Source organism: Rhodococcus sp. 14-1411-2a (assembly GCF_002259485.1).
Lineage (GTDB): Bacteria > Actinomycetota > Actinomycetes > Mycobacteriales > Mycobacteriaceae > Rhodococcoides.
The window spans coordinates 62,566-81,699 of sequence record NZ_NPGA01000014.1; the positions used below are offsets into that span (position 1 = coordinate 62,566).

Here is a 19,134-nt window from a genome sequence, read left to right on the forward strand (position 1 = left end):
CAAAGACACTCGACTGTATCTCTCGAGGTGTCCAGGAACCGAAACGTCGACGCGCGAAACACGCAGGTGATCGCGAGACGGCCGACTCGGTACGGCTATTGCGAGTGACCACTCTCTAAGTTAGATTGACCTCACTCTATGACGGAGGTCACATGAACTCGAACATCTCTTTCGACGTCGTCATCACCGGCGGCACTGTCTACGACGGATCCGGCGGTCCGGGAGTTCGAGCCGATGTGGGCATCGTCGACGGCGTCGTGCGGGCCGTGTCCTCCACCCCGCTCGAGGCGGGCCCGGCGACCGAGGTGGTCGACGCCACCGGAAAGTGGGTCACCCCGGGCTTCGTGGACGTACACACCCATTACGACGCGGAAGTGCTCGTCGGGCCCGGTCTCGAAGAATCCGTTCGGCACGGGGTCACGACGGTTCTACTGGGGAACTGTTCGTTGTCGACGCTCTACTCCACTCCGGTCGACATCGCTGATCTGTTCAGTCGGGTGGAGGCGCTGCCGCGCGATCATGTGCTCAAGGCCGTCGATACGCACAAGACGTGGACCAGCCCCGACGAGTACATCGCAGCGCTCGAGCGCCTGCCTCTGGGCCCCAACATCGCAGCCTTGGTCGGTCATTCTGATCTGCGTGCGCACGTGATGGGCTTGGACCGATCTACCGACCGCAGTCAGAAGCCAACCCGCGAGGAATGGCGCGCCATGTCGGACGCGCTCGAGAAGGCGCTCGATGCCGGGCTGCTCGGAATGTCGACGATGACGAACCCGTGGGACAAGCTGGACGGAGATCGGTACCGATCTCGTTCGCTGCCGTCCTCGTACGCACGGTGGAGCGAATTCCGTGCTCTGCACAAGATCCTGCGTAAGCGCGGCCGTCTGTTGCAGAGCATTCCGAACTTGAACACCAAGTACGACATGCTGTTCTTCCTGGCCTCGGCCACCGGAATCGGCCGCACTCCGCTCAAGATCTCGTTGCTGGCGGCGGCCGACGCGAAGGCCTCGCCGTGGATTCATCGGATCTTCGGCCCGCTCGCTCGCATCGTCAACGGGCCGGGCAAGGGACAGTTCCGCTGGCAGCACCTGCCCACCACATTCGACGTGTACTCCGATGGCATCGACCTCGTGGTGTTCGAGGAGTTCGGCTCGGGCCGCGCAGCGCTACATCTGCGAGAAGAGTTGGGCCGCAACGAGTTGCTCTCCGACGAGGCCTACCGCCGCTGGTTCCGCGCCGATTTCGAGAAGAAGTTCAGCTCGCGCGTCTGGCATCGAGACTTCGCGGACGCCGAGATCACCGAATGTCCCGACGCGTCGGTCGTCGGCAAGAACGTCGCGGAGGTCGCGGAAGAACGCGGTGTGCACGTGGTGGACGCGTTCCTCGATCTGGTGGTCGAGCACGGCCGAAAGCTGCGCTGGCACACGACGGTGGCCAATCATCGCAAGCGGCAGATGGACAAGCTGATCAACCAGCCCGGGGTGACCGTCGGCTTCTCCGACGCCGGTGCTCATCTGCGCAACATGGCGTTCTACAACTTCGGCATCCGGTTGCTGCACCGTGTGCACGACGCGCGAAACGACCGCCGACCCTTCATGACCGTGGAGAAGGCCGTGCACAAGCTCAGCGGCGAGCTGGCCGACTTCTACGGTCTCGACGCCGGACACGTGCGGGTGGGTGATCGCGCCGACATCGTGGTGATCGATCCGGCGGGTCTGGACGAGGAGGTCCTGGCCTACCGGGAGGAGACCATGCCGGAGTTCGGAGGCCTGAGTCGAATGGTCAACCGCAACGACCGGGCCGTGGCCGCCACCCTGGTCGCAGGCCGAGTGGTGTTCTCCGCTGGTGCCTTTGCGCCCTGGTTCGGTGTGTCGGAGCGCGCAGGTAGCTTCCTGCGGGCCGGCACACCTACGGCTCCGCGTCGCCGGGAGCGTGTGTGAGCCCGAGTCAACTGCAGCGTCGGACCGAGACGATCGGAAAGTTGCTCGACGCGACCATCGAGTCGTTGTGCGAGAAGGGCTATGCCGCAACCAGTGTCAGTGAGATCGTCAGCCGTGCAGGGGTGTCTTCCGGTGCCATGTTTCGGCATTTCGACACCAGGCTCGACCTGATCGTTGCTGCAGCAGACGAGGTTCGCCGACGCCAGTTCGTGGAGTTTCGCCGTGGCCTGTCCGGTTTCGGGAGCGCGTCGATCGAGCACTGCCTCGAATTGCTCAGGGCTGCGTGCCGCGCTCCGATCAACGGTGCCTGGTACGAGCTGTTGACCGCGGCCCGTAGCGACGACGAGCTGCGAGAGAGGCTGCAGCCGTTCACAGTTCGGTATCACGACCAGATCGCCGAACTCGCTCGCACGCTACCGGTCGCCGGCGTGATCGATCCACGCCATCTGGAGACGGTGGTCTTCAGCGTCGTCCACCTGCTTGACGGCGAGGCGATGGCCGCGGTGGTGCATCCGCAACCCGAGCAGGAGGCCATGCGGCTGAGGATGATCGCCCACTTGCTACGCGGCGGCACTCTGTACGCACTGAGCGACGCGGGATGACCCACTGGACGGTGCGCACTCCGGGTGCCGAGCTTCCCGTCTTCGAATACGGGGACCCGGCGGCGAAGTCCACAGTGCTACTGGTACACGGCTATCCCGACAATCGTCACGTGTTCGATCCGCTGATCGCCGAGCTCGGCGACACGGTTCGGGTGATCGTCTACGACACGCGAGGCAGTGGAGCATCCGCACTCGAGCCCGCAGCGGACGTGTCCATCGAGCAGCTGGCGCGCGACGCCTTCGCGGTGGTCGAGTCGATTCCTGACCTCACCGGGAAGGTGCACGTCTTCGCCCACGACTGGGGGTCGGTCCAGATGTGGGAGGCGATGGCCTCGCCTCGCGCATCGGCCGTGTTCGCGTCGTACACATCGGTGTCCGGGCCGAGTCTGGATCATCTGCGGCAGGTGGCACGGGCGCGGCTTGTGCGGCCGCATCGGTGGCCGTCGTTGGTGGGGCAGTTGGCCCGGTCCTGGTACGTCTTCGGGTTTCATGTGCCCGTTCTGGGCAGACGGGTACCGGACTTGTTGGCACGGCTGAATGTCGAGGGTGAGCCGACCCCGACGGTGGCCGACCAGCAGCGCGGCATCGCCCTGTACCGGGCGAACGTGTTGCGGCGTGTGCTCCGCGGGCCTGCTCCACGGTGCGCGGTCCCGACCACCGTGGTCGTACCTACACGAGACCGCATGCTGTCGACCAACCTCACCGACGGTCTCGATCGATGGATTCCCGATCTGCGCGTCGATCGAGTCGATGCCGGCCATTGGTGGCCGTACACGCACCCCGCCGACGCCGCCCGCGTGCTGATGGCGAGGGTGCAGGAAGCGAAGTAGACGGCGAGCGTCGGACAGATCGGTCGGGGCCTGTGCAACCATGGTCAGTGGTCTTCTTCTCTCCACGACCGCACAGAGCCACTACTCGAACTGGATGGGGTACTTCTCGGTATGGACGGCACTGCTCTCGATCGTCTCGGCTCGCCATCGGATGTGTCGGCTGTTGCCGGCGGTGACGGTGAGCCCGAACTGACAGTTCAGAGATTGCTGTTCGACGGCCCGTCGCCCCTGGTCAGTGCCGATATGTACAGCTCTGTCGGTAAGGGAAATGCTGAGCGCACCCGCACGGGCGTCCGTATCGCCAAGCGCAGCGTGCTGCACACCAACAGCTACTTCGGACGGTTCCCGGCCAGCTACTGGCAGCGGTGGACCACCGTCACCGAGGTGGTGTTCCGGGCGACCGTCGCCGGTGCCGGGCGGATCGATCTGGTGGGCACGGACTACAAAGGTCACGAGCGCACGATGGCCAGTACAACGGTCGATTCAGCGAACTCGTCGAATCAGTTGGCCGTTCCCGTCGCCACGACGCAGTTCCTCGACGGCGGCGCGCTGTACGTCCGCTTCACCACCACGTCGAGTGAGTTGTCGGTACAGGACGCGGAGTGGACCGTCGCCGCGCCGGAGAAGCTGCGTCCCACCTCGGTGGTGATCTGCACGTTCAACCGCGCGGACGACTGCGCCAACACCGTCGCTGCCATGGCCGACGATCCCATCGCCCTGCTCGGGGTCGACAACGTCTATGTCGTCGATCAAGGCACCGATCAGGTGCAGACGCGCGAGAAGTTCCAGCGCGTGGCGGCCGAGCTCGGCGACAAGCTCGTCTACATCACCCAGCCCAACCTCGGCGGTGCCGGCGGGTTCACCCGCGGGCTCTACGAGGTGCAGGGCAAGGGCGGCGATCCGGCCAACGTCATCTTCATGGACGACGACGTGCTGTGCGAGCCCGAGGCGATCGTGCGGATGAACTCGTTCGCCAACATGACCGTCGAGCCGGCGATCATCGGCGCGCAGATGCTCTACCTCTTGCACCCCGATCGCGTGCATGTCGGTGCCGAGGTGGCGAACCTGCAGAAGCTCGAAGCCGGAGTGCACGTCAAGAATGCGATCTCGGACAAGAGCGCGTTCAAGCGCAAGCGCCAGCAGGACGTTCGCGTCGACGCCGGCTACAACGGCTGGTGGTCGTGCCTCATCCCGTCCGAGATCGTCGGTCAGGTCGGCTACCCGCTGCCGCTGTTCTTCCAGTGGGACGACATCGAGTACGGATACCGTTCTCGTGCAAATGGTTTCGCGACAGTCACGCTGCCCGGTGCAGCTGTGTGGCATGCCGACTTCGCGTGGAAGGACTGGGACGAGTGGCACCGCTACTTCAACCTGCGCAACGGCATGATCACCGCCGCCCTGCACATCGAGCTCGACGGTAGGACGCTCGCCAAGCAGCTGTTCACCGATCTGCTGCGGTACCTGGTGTCGATGCAGTACGGCATGGCGTACACGCTGATCAAGGCCGTCGAGGACTTCCTGGCCGGTCCGGAGAATCTGCTCGACGGCGGCATGGACGCTGCCGGTTCCATCCGGCGCGAACGTGCTGCGTACGGAGAAACGAAGCGGCACAACGCGAACGACGTTCCCGGGGTGCGTCCGGCGGATATGTTCATCACCCCCGCGGGACCGCACCCGAAGAAGAGCATGGAATTCGCCGTGTTGGCCAAGCGGATGCTCAATCAGTGGCGCGGCACGGTGAACCCCGGTCCGGTCGCCATCTCCGCCGACGACGCCCACTGGTGGCACGTCTCGCTGTTCTCCCACGCGATCGTCACCGATCGCTCGCAGGAGGGCGTCCGAGTTCGCCAGCGCAACAAGCAACATGCGGTCGAGCTGCTCAAGCGGGGTGTGACCGCACTCAAGCGTCTGCGCACCGAAACCCCGACGGTCGCTGCGTCGTACCGCGCAGCGGTGCCGAAGCTGACGAGCCGAGAGAACTGGGCTCGCCTCTACGGCCAGTAGCTATTTCGCGCGAACTGTCGGGGCCGTGCGAATGCGTACGACGACCTGTTCGTTGTCGGCGGTGTAGCCGAGGTAGTCGAACTCGGTACCGGTGCGTGCGACGAATTCCGTCCACGCCCGGTACTCGTGGTTGCGCCAGCCGGGGAAGTTGAAGTACTCGTCGAACACGATCACCGTGCCCACCGCGAGTCGATCGGCCACCAGATCCAGCACGGTGACCGTCGACGAGTACAGGTCGGCGTCCAGGTGCAAGAACGCCAGCTTCTCGTGATGGCCCTTCAGGAAGCCCGGCAGCGAGTCCTCGAACAACCCGGGGACGATCTGTGCGCCCGGCACTTCGGGGATGGTGTCCTGCTCGAAGAGACCCTTCGGGAAACCGGTGCGCCAGGTTTCGGGGAGGCCGGAGAACACGTCGAATCCGGCGACGACGGTGATGTCCTTCCGTGAGCTCAACTCCTCGGCGATGATCTCGAGCGTGGTTCCGCTGGCGACGCCGAATTCGAGTGCCATGCCGCGAATGGTGACCTCGCCGAGGGCGAATCGCAGCGTCGCGTGCGGCCGCAGGAACGTAGGGGCCTGCGGCATCATCTCTTCGGCGAATTCCGCGCTCTGGGCGGCTGCTTCGACGTCGGAGGCGTACGGAATGTCGCGACGCATCCGCATCTCGAGGCCGCGGATGAACGCGTGCAGATCGTCGATCTCACGGCGTTGGCGTTCGAGGACGTCGAGCAATTTTGCCTGCTGATCGCTGGTCTGTTCGGCCAGCTGGGCGGTCTGCTGAGCCAGAACCTCGCCGATCGCTCGTTGAAGCTTCTCCCGTGCCGACGACTTGATGCGATCAGCGAGCTTCCGAGGTTCCGTCATGGGCACACGGTAGCGGTACCACGCGGGTGTGCGCACCCCATGGCGGCAGCATCAGGGCCTGCGGAAGTGTTCCCGACGCCCCAGCCCGCGCAACCGGAACCATTCGGCCAGACCCTTCGGGTTACGGGTGGTGATCAGGAAGAACCAGGTGAACCGAATCCACTCCTGCGGCAACAGCTTTCGCATGCCGGGCTGCGACATGAGGTAGCCGCGATTGCGGTACGTGAAGTAGCGCTTGGTCGCGTCCTCCGGGTACTGCGTGTGCATCCGGCCGCCGAGGATCGGCTTGAACTCCTCGGCCCCGTTGGGATGGACGTAGGCGGCGGTGAGGCAGGTGCCGAACTTCAGGCCCGATCGCTGCAATCGACGATGCACTTCCACCTCGTCGCCGCGGACGAACAGCCGTAGATCGGGCACGCCCACCGCGTCGATCGTCGACGCCTTGAACAGGGCACCGTTGAACAGCGAGGCGATGCCTTCGAGAAGGTCGTCGTCCGGGTTCGCCGGGTCGATCAATTCGGACCGCAGCCGACGCCATTCGACGCCGCGGCGCAGCGGAAAGGCCAGCCGGTCCGGATCGTCGATGTCGCAGACGACGGGGGAGACCTCGTCGAGGCCGTGGGTGAGAGCGCAGTCGTAGAGGGTCTCGAGCACCTTCGGGCCCTCGGGGCGGCCGTCGTCGTCGGCGAGGAACACCCAATCCGCACCGAGTGATAGCGCATACAGAATCCCGAGTGCGAACCCGCCCGCGCCGCCCAGATTGTGCTGCGAACCGAGATACGTCGTCGGCAGGTCGATCGATTCCACCAGTTCGCGTACGGCGGGCTCGTCGGCATTGTCGACGACGACCAGATGATCGAGCGGACGAGTCTGCGCACCGATGACATCGAGGGAGAGAGCCAACAACTCACGCCGCTTGTGCGTGACGATGACCCCGACAATCTTGTCAGCCACCGGCTTGCCCATCAGGTCCGTCTTCCCGCTCGATCTCCTTCAGGATCTGCGCGACGTGATCTCCCGCGTCGTCACCGTCGTACGCCCGCACCACGTCCTCGATGCCGCCCTGTTGGCGAATCTGACCGTGATCGATCCACATCGCGGTGTCGCACAGCTGAGCCAGGAATTCGTTGGAGTGGCTGGCGAACACCAGGATTCCCGAGCGCTTCACCAACTCCTGCAGGCGGTGACGTGCCTTCTTCATGAATTCTGCGTCGACGGCTCCGATGCCCTCGTCGAGCAGCAGGATCTCCGGGTCGATGCTGGTGACCACACCCATCGCGACGCGCACGCGCATGCCCGTCGAATAAGTGCGCAGCGGCATGTCCAGGTAGTCGCCGAGTTCGGTGAAGTCGGCGATCTCGTCCATCTTCGCGAGCATCTGCTTGCGCGTCTGGCCGAGGAACAGACCACGGATGATGATGTTCTCGTAACCGGAGATCTCCGGGTCCATACCGACGCCCAGATCGAACACCGGCGCGACGCGGCCGCGGATGGTGGCGCTGCCCCGTGTCGGCTCGTAGATGCCCGAGAGCAGCCGCAGCAGCGTCGACTTGCCCGCACCGTTGTGACCCACCAGTCCGACGCGATCGCCGTCCTTCAGGTTCATCGTGATGTTCTTCAGAGCTTCGACGACGACGACGTCGGAGGAGTTGCGGTCGATGGCACCACCGGCCTTGCCGAGGAACGCCTTCTTCAACGACCGCGTCTTGGCGTCGAAAATAGGGAAATCGACGCACGCGTCGTGAGTGCTGATGCTGATGGACAACTCGAATACCCCTAAACCCAGTAGGGCACGCGGGCCCGGTACTTCTTGAGTGCGACGATGGCCAGTGCCCATCCGACGACGGTGAAGCCGAGCACGATGTACCAGTGGTACGCCTGCTGATCCTCGCCGATCAGGGGGGCCCGGATGATGTCGAGGTAATGGAAGAGCGGGTTGATCTCGACGAGCTTGGCGCGGTTCGCGGCCTCACCGCCCATCGATTCGAGTCCCGAGGTGGTCCACACGATCGGTGTCATGAAGAACATCAGCGTCACGAAGCTGCCGAGGATCGGGGCGATATCGCGGTAGCGGGTGGCGACGATGCCGAACAGAATGGACACCCACACGGCGTTGAGCAGAATCAGCACCAGGGCGGGGATCGCGAAGATCACGGTCCAGTGCAGCCCGCCCTCGGGCCAGAAGATCGCAATGATGATCACGTAGATCAGCATGTTGTGGCCGAGCAGCAGCAGCTGACGCCACACCAGGCGATAGACGTGCACGCTCAGCGCACTGGGCAGCTGTTTGATCAGGCCTTCGTTCGCGACGAAGACGTCTCCGCCTTCGAGAATCGCGGCACTGATGAGGTTCCAGATGATCAGCCCGACGGTGACGTGCGGCAGGAACGAGCGCAGATCGATGTCCAGGAGTACCGAATACAGCAGACCCATCGCGATGGCCTGCACGCCGGTGGCGATGGTGATCCAGAACGGACCGATCACCGACCGGCGATACCGCTGTTTGATGTCCTGCCACCCGAGATGCAGCCACAGCTCGCGCTGGTTGAAACCAGTTTTCAGGTCGCCGAAAGCGCGCCGATAAGTCTGTGAGTCCGAAACCGGAGCAGGCATCTGGTCTCCTGCCTCGCTCTCGGGATCCTTCGCTGGTGCCGACACGACGGTCGACACTACCTCTCTTCGGAGACTGAGCTCATTCCGAGCTTGCTACAGGTACTGGCCGGTACCGCCGCCGCGGTGGCCCCCGCCACCCTGGCCGCCACCCGGAGCGCCCATCACACCGGGAGGCAACGCGCCCTGGCGCATCTGTTCGAGTTGAGCCCGCGCTGCCATCTGCTGAGCGAACAGGGCCGTCTGGATGCCGTGGAACAGACCTTCGAGCCAGCCGACGAGCTGAGCCTGCGCAATGCGCAGTTCCGCGTCGGTAGGGACCACGTCGTCGCCGAAGGGCAGGACCAGGCGCTCGAGCTCGTCGCGCAGTTCCGGGGCGAGGCCCTGCTCGAGTTCGTGGATGGACGACTTGTGGATTTCCTTCAGTCGCGTCCGGCTCGCGTCGTCGAGCGGTGCGGCGCGCACTTCCTCGAGCAGCTGCTTGATCATCGTGCCGATGCGCATCACCTTCGCGGGCTGCTCGACCATCTCCGACAGGCCCGATCCATCGTCCGATCCGTCGTTCGCGGAGGATCCGGCGGCGCGGGCCGCAGCGGCCGTCGCTTCCTCGCGGCTCAGGGCGAGCGGTTCCCCGTTGGGGCCGATCACAACGACATGGTCATCGGGCGCGCTGTTCGGCTCGGATTGAGTCATGTATCCATCTTTACGCGTCGCTCGCCGTTGCGCGATCGTCAGGGGCGATTATCCTGGTTCGGTCGTCGGGAACAGTGGAGGCCGGGAGGATCGAGCGTGCGAGGTGGGCAACCGTTCCCTGGGGAAACAGGACGTGGAACACATGCTTCACCGGTCGGCGCTTAGAGTGTCCGGCATGGGTTACGACGTCGCGCGAGTGAGAGGTTCCATCCCCTCGCTCGGTGACGGGTGGATTCATCTCGACCCTCAGCTGGGGATGCTGATCCCGGACCGCGTGTCGACCGCTGTGTCCACTGCATTTCGGCACAGTGCCTCCAATCATTCGGCCGGCAACACTTCGGCCAAGCGCAGTGCGGCTCTGCTGGAATCCGCCCGCGTCGCGATCGCCGATCTTGTCGGTGCCTATCCGTCCGGTGTCGTCATCGGTCCGGACCGCGCGACGCTGCTGTCCTGGCTCGCGGATTCGATGAGTTCGCGGCTGGGCCTGGGAACCGGTCTGGTGCTCTCGCGTCTGGACGAGGAAGCGAACGTCGCACCGTGGCTGCGGGTGGCCAGCCGGTCGGGCGCGCATGTGCGCTGGGCCGAGGTCGAGATCGATACGTGCGAGTTGCCCACCTGGCAGTTCGACGATCTGATCACCTCCACCACTCGGCTCGTCGCGGTCACTGCTGCGTCGCCGATCGTCGGTAGTGCGCCCGATGTTCGAGTCGCGGCCGATCTGGTGCACGAGGTCGGCGGCCTGATCGTGGTCGACGCGGCCGGAGCTGCCCCCTACGCCCACGTCGACATCAAGGAACTCGGGGCCGACATCGTCGCGATCGACACCGCCGCGTGGGGTGGGCCTTCGGTCGGTGCGTTGATCTTCCGCGATCCGACGCTGCTGGAGCAGTTGCCGTCGATGTCGCTCAATCCGTCGGCCAAGGGGCCAGCGCGGCTCGAGGTCAGCAGTCACCAGTACGCGTTGTTGGCCGGCGTGGTCTCGTCCATCGACTACCTGGCCAATCTCGACGACGCAGCGACCGGGACGCGTCGTGAGCGCCTCGAGCTGTCGATCGGATCGCTGCAGCACTACCACGACGGTCTGTTCGATTACCTGATGAAGGCGCTCGGTTCGCTGGACCACGTGATGGTGCTGGGCAATGCACCGACACGCATTCCTACTCTGAGCTTCACCGTCGAGGGCATGCCCGCGGTGAAGGTGTCCGAGCAACTCGCGCAGGCCAGAATCGGCAGTGTCAGCGGAGTCCACGGCGGCAGTCGGTTGCTCGACGCGTTGGGCGTCAACGACGAGGGTGGTGCCGTCACCATCGGTCTGGCTCCGTACACCACCCGCTACGAGATCGATCAGCTCGTCAAAGCGCTCACCGCCCTCGCCCTCTGAGAGCGGCTGCGCCGCATGTGCACGAGGAGCCTCCGGGTCGTTTCGCAGGCTCCACTCCGGCCTCGTAGCCCACTACGAGGTTCCCCTCACGACCGCCGACCTGCGCGCTACTGAATTCGCAGGATCACTTTCCCGATGGTCTCGGCCTCGTCGAGCATTCGATGACCCTGCGCCGCTTCGGTTATCGGGATCTCGGCGTGCACGACGGCGGTGACGCGGCCCTCGGAGATCATCGGCCACAGATGCGCGGTCATGTCTGCGACAATGTTCGCCTTGCTCGACGGCCCGGTTTCGGGTCGGCCACGCAATCCGGCTGCATGCACCGAGCCGCGCTTGGCGAGGAGTTTGCCGAAGTTCAGCTCGCCCTTCACTCCGCCCTGCATACCGATGGTGACGACGGTGCCGTCCATTGCCAATGCGTCGAGGTTGCGGTCGAGGTACTTCGCGCCCATGTTGTCCAGGATCAGGTCTGCTCCGTGATCCTGTGTCTGTGAACGGATCTCGGTGACGAAGTCCTGGTTCTTGTAGTCGATCAGGATGTCGGCTCCGAGGTCTGCGCACATGTCCAGCTTGTACTTGGATCCGGCGGTGACGGCGACGGTGACGCCCATCTGCTTGGCCAGTTGGATTGCGTGCGTACCGATTCCGCTGCCGCCGCCGTGAACGAGCAGTACCTGCCCCGAACGCATGTGCGCGTCCATCACCAGGTTGGACCACACGGTCGAGGCGACTTCCGGAAGTGCCGCTGCGACATGCAGATCGAGGCCCTGCGGAATGGGGAAGAGTTGGGTGGCGGGTACGGCGACCTGCTCGGCGTAGCCGCCGCCGGCCAGCAGTGCACAGACCCTGTCTCCAACGTTCCAGCCGCTGACGCCCTCACCGAGTTCGGAGATGATGCCCGAGCACTCGAGTCCGAGGATGTCGCTGGCCCCCGGAGGCGGTGGGTAATTGCCCTGACGCTGCATCAGGTCGGCGCGGTTGACGGCGGTGGCCGAGACATCGATGATCACCTGTCCGCGGCCGGGACTTGGGTCCGGGACCTCTGTCCATTCCATGACGTCGGGATCGCCGAATTCTTTCAGTGTGATGGCACGCATGTCTCCATAGTGCGCCTCCGGCGCAGTGGTGCGGTCAGGTGCCCTCTGGAGCGCTTAACTGCACCACTGCCGCAGGCACCTTTACAGGTCCCAGAGATTGATTCCGAAGTCCTCGGCATGCGTGTCGATCTCGGCGAGTTCGGCGTCGGTGAAGTCCAGGTTCTTCAAAGCCGCCACGTTGTTCTCTAGCTGTTCGACGCTCGATGCGCCGATCAGTACCGAGGTCACGCGTGGGTCGCGCAGGGCCCAGCTCAGCGCGAGTTGTGCGAGGGATTGGCCGCGGGTGGCGGCAATGTCGTTCAACGCCCGGAGATGTCCGATGTGGTCCTCGGTGAGCCAGTCCGGATTCAGTGATTTACCCTGCGCTGCTCGCGAATTCGAGGGCACACCGTCGAGGTACTTGTCGGTGAGCATGCCCTGGGCCAGAGGCGAGAAGGCGATGACGCCCGCGCCCACCGCGTCGAGGGTAGCGAGCAGTTCGGGTTCGATCCACCGATTGACCATCGAGTAGCTGGGCTGATGGATCAGCAGGGGAACGCCCGCTTCGGCGAGCAGGTCTGCCATTTTCTGTGTGCCCTCGGGCTTGTACGAGCTGATGCCCGCGTACAGGGCTTTGCCCTGTTGCACAGCGCTGATCAGTGCGCCTGCTGTTTCTTCGATCGGGGTGTCGTGGTCGGGGCGGTGGCTGTAGAAGATGTCGACATGGTCGAGTCGCATCCGCGTCAACGACTGCTCGAGCGAGGACAGCAGGTACTTGCGAGAGCCACCGAAGCCGTAGGGGCCGGGCCACATGTCCCAGCCGGCCTTGCTCGAAATGATCAGCTCATCGCGATATCCGGCGAAATCCTCCGAGAAGATGCGGCCGAAGTTCTTCTCCGCGCTGCCGTAGGGCGGGCCGTAATTGTTGGCCAGATCGAAGTGCGTGATACCGAGATCGAATGCGCGACGCAGGATCGCGCGCTGGTTCATCAGCGGTACGTCGTCACCGAAGTTGTGCCACAGTCCCAATGACACCGCCGGAAGTCGGGGCCCTCGTGAGCCCACTCGGCGGAACAGCATGGACTCGTAGCGATCGTCGGCGGCAACGTACGGCGGGTCGATGTAGGGATCGGTCATACCTCGACCATAGGGCGCTGTGCCGAACGGGGCCTCGAACCGCGTCAACCTACTCGTGGGTAGATTTCCCGCCTAAGATGACACGCGTGACGGCCGAATTAGCCATTGGTCCCGGGGGGGACCCGCAGTGGCTCGACACTGCGGAAATGAAAGCATGGCGCGCCTATATGGACGGCGGGCAACGATTGATGGGGGTATTGAACAAGGATCTGCAGGATCGCCACGACCTGTCGATGGCCGAGTACCGCATCCTGGTGATGTTGTCGGAATCGGTCGACGGCTCCATCAGAATGAGCGAGCTGGCCGACGGTGTCCTGTCCTCGAGAAGTCGCCTGACGCATCAGATCAGGCGAATGGAACTCCAGGACATGGTGACTCGCAGTACCTGCGTCAACGACGGCAGAGGCGTGCTGGCGGTGATCACCGAAGAAGGGCGTCGGCGATTGTCGGAGGCGGCACCCACGCACGTCCGCGGCGTCCGCCAGCACCTCGTCGACATCCTCTCGCCCCACGAACTCGAGGTGCTGGGCGACATCTTCGAGAAGGTCGACGCCGCGATGGACGCGTCCGGCTCGACACCGCGGCGATGAGGGCTGGACGATGAGGGGCGATTGGGCCTCGGTGCGCTCGGCCGTTTAAGATCGCACACGGAAGCGTGGCAGAGCGGCCCAATGCACTCGCCTTGAAAGCGAGAGACGTGTAAAAGCGTCCGGGGGTTCAAATCCCTCCGCTTCCGCCACATGTTCGTCGTTCGAACCCGGTCCACCCGCAAGGTTGGGCCGGGTTCTTTCGTGACGGAGCAAGCCGAGCGGCATCGTTGGCCTCGGAGTTGCGGACCTTTGTCGTCACTGAGTATGTCGTCGGACCGTCCGTCGAGCTGACTGCCGGGACCATTCATCGCGATGAGACGCACTGCGACAGTTCGAGTCTCGGACAGCGTGATGCGGTTGGCCTGACCAGGCTGGGTGCTGCTGCAATGGCCGAGCGTCACCGCGACGATTGTCGACGAGCAGGTATCGATACCGGCTCAGTGGGTACTACCTGCGAATGAGTGAAGAAGCGCGGCGCAACGACGGCGACAACGAGGGACCTCTGGAAGAGGAACTCGAGGAAAGTTTCGACGCTGTCGTCTCCGAAGGTGCCGAGCGATTGCATCGGACCGTGCGCACAGTGTTGATCACCGGATTCTTCGGCGGGCTCGAAGTTGCTCTGGGTGTGATGGCATATCTCGCAGTGCTGGACGAGACCGGAAGTCATCTGCTGGCGGGCCTGGCGTTCGGCATCGGCCTGGTGGCCATCTATCTCGCGCATGGTGAGCTGTTCACCGAGGACTTCCTGATGCCGATCGCGGCGGTGGTTGCCCGCGACGGAACACCTCTGCAGCTGGCAAGGCTGTGGGTCGGAACGTTGCTTGCGAATCTGCTGGGCGGTTGGTTCGTGATGTGGTTGATTGCACACGCGTTCCCGGAGTGGCTCGAGGTGCTGTCCGAGGCGGCACATCATTTCGTCGACGCACCGCTGAATCTCCAATCGATCTGCCTCGCCGTTCTCGGCGGCAGCACGATGACGTTGCTGACTCGCATGCAGCAAGGAACAACCTCTGATGTCGCACGGATCATTGCTGCCATGGCGGCAGGGTTCCTGCTGGCCGGATTGCAGTTGTTCCACTCGATTCTCGATTCCCTGCTGATCTTCGGAGCCATCCACGCGGGTGCGGACGTGAGTTACCGAGACTGGATCGATTGGTTCGGCTACACAGTGCTCTTCAACATCATCGGGGGCGTCGTGTTGGTTACTGCGCTGCGCTTGGTGCGCACGAAGGAACTCGTGAAGTCCGAGCGTGATCGACATCCCGAGTAGCCGAGCGGAGCCGGAAGTCACGGGCTGCCATCTGATACCCAACGCTCCAGGCCCAATCCGGTCTCGAAGCGTCGCACGGCTTTCGAGATCGGGTCCGTGAATTCGAGTGCACTGGCGAGTAATTGGAGCGGGTCGGTGAAGTCGTCGACGGCTCGGCCGGTTGCCGTCGGGTACAGGTCGTCGCCGAGGATGGGCACGCCGAGTGAATTCATGTGCAATCGCAGTTGATGGGTGCGGCCGGTCAACGGTGTCAATCGGTAGCGGCCGAGTCCGTCTCGATGCTCCAGGAGTTCGACGGTGGTGTGCGCGTTGGGTTCTCCGTCGACCTGGTGGGCGGTGAATTGTCCCTTCTGCGAGACGATTCGACTGCGAACGACGGTCGGCAGCGTGAGCGACGGGTCGTAGCGCGCGATTGCCTCGTACTCCTTGTGGACCTCGCGATCCTGGAAGAGCGTTTGATACGCGCCGCGCAGTGTCGGATCGACGACGAACAGGACCAGGCCCGCGGTCACACGATCGAGCCGGTGAGCGGGCACCAGTTGCGGCAGTTCGAGTTCGAGGCGCAGTCGCACGAGCGCGGTCTGCAGAATATGTCCGCCGCGGGGGATGGTCGACAGTAAGTGGGGCTTGTCGATCACGAGCAACGCGTCGTCCCGGTGCACGATCGAGATATCGAACGGCACAACGGTTTCCGACGGTAGGTCGCGGTGGAACCAGACCGCCTCGCCGGGAACGTACGGTGCGTCGAAGGAGATGGGGCCGGCCATGTCGACGATGTCACCGGCGGCGAGCATGGCGTCGATCCGGTGCGGAGGAATGCGTGACTCGGTCGCTGTCAGAAACTCGCGAACAGTGCGCCAGGGGCCGTCCTCTGGCATTCGTATTCGGGCGGGATCGAGACCGTACCGCTTCGCCAGGGGCGGTTGCTGGCGTCGTCTCACCGGATGAGCGTATCCGCCCGCCGAGATCGCACTTGTGCAGACGAATCAGTGCCATCTGCCTACACAAGTGCGAGTTCGCTACTCGCAGCCGATGCCGTCGTTGTCGCGGTCGAGATGAGGTCCGTAGCCGTACTCGTCCCGATAGACCGGGTCGGCTCCGGCGTCGCGCGCCGCGTCGCAGTTCTCGTACTGGAATGTGCCGCCCTGACGGGGTGCGGGCGCAGGAGCTGCCAGTGGGGCCGGGGGTGGGGGCAGGAGAACCGGGCAGAACTGGGCCGAACCACTGCTGCAGAGGAAATCGGTGATCGGGTCGGCCGAGGCGACGGCCGGGGCGGTGACCAGGGCGGCCGCAGCGATCGCGCCGCTGATACCGATCTTGACCAGCAGGTTCTTCGTTTTCATGGAACTCCAATCGAGGGGATGTGATGTGGAGCATCCTCGGCTGATTATTGAACTGTCAATCAAGTCATTCGAGTGACCTACGCCCGAGCGCACACGGGCGAATGTGTTTGGAACCCATCGATTCGGCGTATCTACGAACGTATGAGCGAAAACGAGCAGGTCAACCAGAACCCCGAGAAGGATCCCGACGATTGGGTCACCGGCGACGAGCCGATGACAGGCCCGCAGAAGAGCTACCTGAGCACTCTTGCGCAGGAAGCGGGCGAGGAAGTTCCCGAGGGTCTCAACAAGGCGCAGGCGTCGGAAATGATCGACAAGCTGCAGGGCGAAACCGGCCGCGGCTGAGACTCCCAAAGGTCCACTCGATGTGACATCGACCCCCGAAAAGTCCACCGAATGTCACATCGAGTGCCCTCGCGGTAGCGGTGTCCGCGAGGACATCCGACCAGGTAGACCGTTATGTCTCGAGTACATGTAACAAAGGATCACGTGGACTTTTGTACCCGTGTATCCGCGGCTATTGTGAGCGAACCCACAGCTTTAGCGTGCGCGCATATCGGTGGGTACGTTGAGTGACGGATGTTGTTTGTGTTGCGCCCCGGTAAGGGTGCGCCGGGGGAGGATGGGCAATCTGATGCACCGTCGAGTGTTGGCAGTAGCGGGAACTGCTCTGGCAGTGTCGCTGCTGGGGTCGGGTCTCGCCGGGGCGCAGCCGCTCCCTGATACCGGCAGTTCCGATGGCGCCGGTGCGGCTCCTGGCATCGCAGCTCAGTCCCAGCCGTTGCCCTCGGCGCGCATCGATCGGGTGGACATGTTGACCGACCGCCGCGCTGCCGTGTGGGTGGAGTCGCCGGCCATGGGCCGCGCCATCCAGGTCCAGGTTCTTCTTCCCGCCGCGCAGGCGGTGTCTCGTCCGACGCTGTACATGCTCGACGGTGTGAGCGCGGGCAAGGAATCCGATTACAAGGAAAGCACCTGGACGCAGAAGACCGACATCGTCGACTTCTTCGCCGACAAGCAGGTCAACGTCGTGCTCCCGGTCGGTGGATCGAGTAGCTACTACACGGACTGGAACGTGCCGGACCCGGTGCTGGGCGTGAACAAGTGGGAGACGTTCCTGACGTCGGAGTTGCCGCCGCTGATCGATGCGCGCTTCTCCGGTAACGGCACCAACGCGATCTCGGGTGTCTCGATGGGGGCCCAGGCCGCGATGGACCTGATGACACGTCACCCCAGCCTCTACACGGGCGTCGCCGGTCTGAGCGGTTGCTACGACAATTCGCAGACCAACTTCAAGGACGCGGTGCGCGCCACCGTCGCCACCAACGGCGGAAACGCAACCAACATGTGGGGCGAGAACACCGATCCCAAGTGGGTCGAGCACGATCCGTCGCGTAATGCCGAGGCGCTCCGCGGCAAGGATGTCTACCTGTCCGTCGGTACCGGCCTACCCGGTCCGTACGAGCTAGGCCCCGGTGGCAGCGGAGTCGAGAGCGCCCTGATGGGTGGACCGCTCGAGGCTGCCGCGCTCTACTGCACAACGGTGTTCGATACTCGACTCAGGTCGCTCGACATCCCCGCGACAGTCGTCTACCGCCCGTACGGCATCCATCAGTGGCCGTACTGGCAGGACGACCTGCGTGAATCCTGGCCGACGCTCGAGCGCGCGCTAGGCCTGTAGAGCGAACTTCAGAAACGCGTCGTTCTCGTGCGGGTCGCCGATGGTGACCCGCACTCCGTCGTTCCCGTAGGCGCGCAGCAGGACGCCCTGTTCGGCTGCAGCGGCAGCGAACTCACCCGAGCGTTCGGCCAGCGGCAGCCAGACGAAGTTGGACTGCGATGCGCCGACGTCGTAGCCGCCCGCAACGAGCGCGTCGCGCACACGATCCCGTTCCGCGATGAGGGCATCGGTGCGGGCCAGCAGCTCTGCTGACGCCTCCAGCGATGCCACCGCAGCCTGCTGGGCAACGGTGCTGACAGCGAAGGCGATCCGCACCTTCGACAGTGCCGTGATCACCTCGGGATCGGCCACCGCGTAGCCCACCCGCAAGCCGGCGAGTCCGTAGGCCTTCGAGAACGTCCGCAGCACGATCACATTGCGTCGTCCGCGTGCCAGCTCGACTCCGTCGGTGTGGTTGCCTGCGTCGGGGCGGGTGTACTCGAAGTAGGCCTCGTCGAGGACCACGAGAATGTTCGACGGCACCGCATCGAGAAACGCCTCGAGCTTGTCGCGCTGAACGACGGTTCCGGTCGGGTTGTTCGGGTTGCAGATGAAGATCAGCCGGGTGCGGTCGGTGATGGCGCCAAGCATCGCGTCGAGGTCGTGCACGTGGTCGGCGGTCAACGGAACCAGCACAGGTGTCGCGCCGGCGACGCTGGTGACGATGGGGTACGCCTCGAACGAGCGCCAGGCGAACAGCACTTCGTCTCCGGGACCGCAGGTGATCTGTACGACCTCCTGGCACAGCGACACCGAACCACTGCCGACGGCCACGTTCTCCGCGGCGACTCCGAGCTTCTTCGCCAGTGACTCGACGAGCGCGGTCGCTCGGTTGTCGGGGTAGCGGTTGACGCCACCGACGGCCTCCGCGATCGCGTCGCGCACGCTCGGCAACGGCCCCTGCGTCGTTTCGTTGCTCGCCAGTTTGATTGCACCCGGAAAGGTGCGTCCGGGAACGTAGGCGGGGATGGCGTCGAGGTCGGGGCGGATGCGCGCGGTCACGGCTGCCATTATGCGCCCAGGTTCGGGGTTGACTTCTGCGCGTCCGTGATATTGCTGTGCACGACCGGACCG

At 64.2% G+C, this 19,134-nt stretch carries 19 protein-coding genes and 1 tRNA gene; 10 read left to right on the forward strand and 10 right to left on the reverse strand.

Annotated features, from left to right (window positions below; all coding sequences use genetic code 11):
* Window positions 1-152: 152 nt before the first annotated feature.
* From CH291_RS11200 to CH291_RS11215, 4 genes are all read left to right on the forward strand, one after another.
* The gene (locus tag CH291_RS11200; protein ID WP_094687496.1) at window positions 153-1,940 is read left to right on the forward strand and encodes an N-acyl-D-amino-acid deacylase family protein; all 1,788 of its coding nucleotides are present in this window, start codon (window positions 153-155) and stop codon (window positions 1,938-1,940) included.
* Complete coding sequence (locus CH291_RS11205; RefSeq protein ID WP_094687497.1) at window positions 1,937-2,542, forward strand: TetR/AcrR family transcriptional regulator; 606 nt, start codon at window positions 1,937-1,939, stop codon at window positions 2,540-2,542. Before CH291_RS11200 ends, CH291_RS11205 begins: the two co-directional genes overlap by 4 nt.
* Window positions 2,539-3,372: an alpha/beta fold hydrolase gene (locus CH291_RS11210; protein WP_094687498.1), complete on the forward strand. Its 834-nt coding sequence runs from the start codon at window positions 2,539-2,541 to the stop codon at window positions 3,370-3,372. The genes CH291_RS11205 and CH291_RS11210 overlap by 4 nt, the downstream gene beginning before the upstream one ends.
* A 111-nt stretch (window positions 3,373-3,483) precedes the next feature.
* Window positions 3,484-5,376 carry a glycosyltransferase gene (locus CH291_RS11215; protein ID WP_094687499.1) on the forward strand — a complete coding sequence of 631 codons (1,893 nt, stop codon included), beginning with the start codon at window positions 3,484-3,486 and terminating at the stop codon, window positions 5,374-5,376.
* On the opposite strand, the gene CH291_RS11220 is transcribed toward CH291_RS11215, so the two are convergent.
* Genes CH291_RS11220 through CH291_RS11240 form a run of 5 tightly spaced genes read right to left on the reverse strand, consistent with a single transcriptional unit; the run spans window position 5,377 to window position 9,543 of the window.
* Window positions 5,377-6,240 (reverse strand): TylF/MycF/NovP-related O-methyltransferase, encoded by an 864-nt coding sequence (locus CH291_RS11220; protein WP_094687500.1) that lies wholly within the window; start codon window positions 6,238-6,240, stop codon window positions 5,377-5,379.
* Between the two features lie 51 nt (window positions 6,241-6,291).
* On the reverse strand, window positions 6,292-7,206 hold the full coding sequence (glfT1, locus tag CH291_RS11225) for a galactofuranosyltransferase GlfT1 (RefSeq protein WP_179276517.1): 915 nt from the start codon (window positions 7,204-7,206) through the stop codon (window positions 6,292-6,294).
* A complete protein-coding gene (gene wzt / locus CH291_RS11230; protein WP_179276530.1) occupies window positions 7,187-7,999 on the reverse strand; it encodes a galactan export ABC transporter ATP-binding subunit Wzt/RfbE in 813 nt (270 codons plus the stop codon). The genes glfT1 and wzt overlap by 20 nt, the downstream gene beginning before the upstream one ends.
* Window positions 8,000-8,016: 17 nt before the next feature.
* Window positions 8,017-8,898, reverse strand: a complete 882-nt coding sequence (gene wzm, locus CH291_RS11235) for a galactan export ABC transporter permease subunit Wzm/RfbD (protein WP_094638981.1) — start codon at window positions 8,896-8,898, stop codon at window positions 8,017-8,019.
* A gap of 48 nt (window positions 8,899-8,946) precedes the next feature.
* Window positions 8,947-9,543: a bacterial proteasome activator family protein gene (locus tag CH291_RS11240; RefSeq protein WP_094687502.1), complete on the reverse strand. Its 597-nt coding sequence runs from the start codon at window positions 9,541-9,543 to the stop codon at window positions 8,947-8,949.
* A 175-nt stretch (window positions 9,544-9,718) separates the two neighbouring features.
* On the opposite strand from CH291_RS11240, the gene CH291_RS11245 reads away from it, so the two are divergent.
* The gene (locus CH291_RS11245) at window positions 9,719-10,924 is read left to right on the forward strand and encodes a cysteine desulfurase-like protein (RefSeq protein WP_068054866.1); all 1,206 of its coding nucleotides are present in this window, start codon (window positions 9,719-9,721) and stop codon (window positions 10,922-10,924) included.
* 107 nt (window positions 10,925-11,031) lie between these two features.
* On the opposite strand, the gene CH291_RS11250 is transcribed toward CH291_RS11245, so the two are convergent.
* Complete coding sequence (locus tag CH291_RS11250) at window positions 11,032-12,021, reverse strand: NAD(P)H-quinone oxidoreductase (protein WP_094687503.1); 990 nt, start codon at window positions 12,019-12,021, stop codon at window positions 11,032-11,034.
* A gap of 81 nt (window positions 12,022-12,102) precedes the next feature.
* Entirely contained in the window at window positions 12,103-13,137 is a 1,035-nt protein-coding gene (gene mgrA, locus CH291_RS11255) for an L-glyceraldehyde 3-phosphate reductase (protein WP_094687504.1), read from the reverse strand.
* 77 nt (window positions 13,138-13,214) lie between these two features.
* Here mgrA and CH291_RS11260 point away from each other — a divergent pair, with 77 nt between their 5' ends.
* The 3 genes from CH291_RS11260 (at window position 13,215) to CH291_RS11270 (ending at window position 14,997) form a co-directional block, all read left to right on the forward strand.
* The gene (locus CH291_RS11260; RefSeq protein WP_373455125.1) at window positions 13,215-13,727 is read left to right on the forward strand and encodes a MarR family winged helix-turn-helix transcriptional regulator; all 513 of its coding nucleotides are present in this window, start codon (window positions 13,215-13,217) and stop codon (window positions 13,725-13,727) included.
* 59 nt (window positions 13,728-13,786) lie between these two features.
* A tRNA-Ser gene (locus tag CH291_RS11265) sits at window positions 13,787-13,876 on the forward strand.
* A 308-nt stretch (window positions 13,877-14,184) separates the two neighbouring features.
* Entirely contained in the window at window positions 14,185-14,997 is an 813-nt protein-coding gene (locus tag CH291_RS11270; protein ID WP_094687505.1) for a formate/nitrite transporter family protein, read from the forward strand.
* A 17-nt stretch (window positions 14,998-15,014) separates the two neighbouring features.
* On the opposite strand, the gene CH291_RS11275 is transcribed toward CH291_RS11270, so the two are convergent.
* Window positions 15,015-15,938 carry a pseudouridine synthase gene (locus CH291_RS11275; protein ID WP_179276518.1) on the reverse strand — a complete coding sequence of 308 codons (924 nt, stop codon included), beginning with the start codon at window positions 15,936-15,938 and terminating at the stop codon, window positions 15,015-15,017.
* Between the two features lie 78 nt (window positions 15,939-16,016).
* Window positions 16,017-16,340 carry an excalibur calcium-binding domain-containing protein gene (locus CH291_RS11280; protein WP_094638902.1) on the reverse strand — a complete coding sequence of 108 codons (324 nt, stop codon included), beginning with the start codon at window positions 16,338-16,340 and terminating at the stop codon, window positions 16,017-16,019.
* A gap of 141 nt (window positions 16,341-16,481) precedes the next feature.
* On the opposite strand from CH291_RS11280, the gene CH291_RS11285 reads away from it, so the two are divergent.
* On the forward strand, window positions 16,482-16,685 hold the full coding sequence (locus CH291_RS11285) for a DUF3072 domain-containing protein (RefSeq protein WP_032395510.1): 204 nt from the start codon (window positions 16,482-16,484) through the stop codon (window positions 16,683-16,685).
* 289 nt (window positions 16,686-16,974) lie between these two features.
* Window positions 16,975-18,021: an alpha/beta hydrolase gene (locus CH291_RS11290; protein ID WP_094638980.1), complete on the forward strand. Its 1,047-nt coding sequence runs from the start codon at window positions 16,975-16,977 to the stop codon at window positions 18,019-18,021.
* On the opposite strand, the gene hisC is transcribed toward CH291_RS11290, so the two are convergent.
* Window positions 18,010-19,062 (reverse strand): histidinol-phosphate transaminase, encoded by a 1,053-nt coding sequence (gene hisC, locus CH291_RS11295; protein ID WP_094687717.1) that lies wholly within the window; start codon window positions 19,060-19,062, stop codon window positions 18,010-18,012. The genes CH291_RS11290 and hisC overlap by 12 nt on opposite strands.
* Between the last annotated feature and the right edge of the window lie 72 nt (window positions 19,063-19,134).

Coding starts and splice junctions, on each gene's coding strand:
- CH291_RS11200 (WP_094687496.1), top strand. CDS start 153: ATGAACTCGAACATCTCTTTCGACGTCGTCATCACCGGCGGCACTGTC.
- CH291_RS11210 (WP_094687498.1), top strand. CDS start 2,539: ATGACCCACTGGACGGTGCGCACTCCGGGTGCCGAGCTTCCCGTCTTC.
- CH291_RS11215 (WP_094687499.1), top strand. CDS start 3,484: ATGGACGGCACTGCTCTCGATCGTCTCGGCTCGCCATCGGATGTGTCG.
- CH291_RS11220 (WP_094687500.1), bottom strand. CDS start 6,240: ATGACGGAACCTCGGAAGCTCGCTGATCGCATCAAGTCGTCGGCACGG.
- glfT1 (WP_179276517.1), bottom strand. CDS start 7,206: ATGGGCAAGCCGGTGGCTGACAAGATTGTCGGGGTCATCGTCACGCAC.
- CH291_RS11240 (WP_094687502.1), bottom strand. CDS start 9,543: ATGACTCAATCCGAGCCGAACAGCGCGCCCGATGACCATGTCGTTGTG.
- CH291_RS11245 (WP_068054866.1), top strand. CDS start 9,719: ATGGGTTACGACGTCGCGCGAGTGAGAGGTTCCATCCCCTCGCTCGGT.
- CH291_RS11250 (WP_094687503.1), bottom strand. CDS start 12,021: ATGCGTGCCATCACACTGAAAGAATTCGGCGATCCCGACGTCATGGAA.
- mgrA (WP_094687504.1), bottom strand. CDS start 13,137: ATGACCGATCCCTACATCGACCCGCCGTACGTTGCCGCCGACGATCGC.
- CH291_RS11260 (WP_373455125.1), top strand. CDS start 13,215: ATGACACGCGTGACGGCCGAATTAGCCATTGGTCCCGGGGGGGACCCG.
- CH291_RS11270 (WP_094687505.1), top strand. CDS start 14,185: ATGAGTGAAGAAGCGCGGCGCAACGACGGCGACAACGAGGGACCTCTG.
- CH291_RS11280 (WP_094638902.1), bottom strand. CDS start 16,340: ATGAAAACGAAGAACCTGCTGGTCAAGATCGGTATCAGCGGCGCGATC.
- CH291_RS11285 (WP_032395510.1), top strand. CDS start 16,482: ATGAGCGAAAACGAGCAGGTCAACCAGAACCCCGAGAAGGATCCCGAC.
- CH291_RS11290 (WP_094638980.1), top strand. CDS start 16,975: ATGCACCGTCGAGTGTTGGCAGTAGCGGGAACTGCTCTGGCAGTGTCG.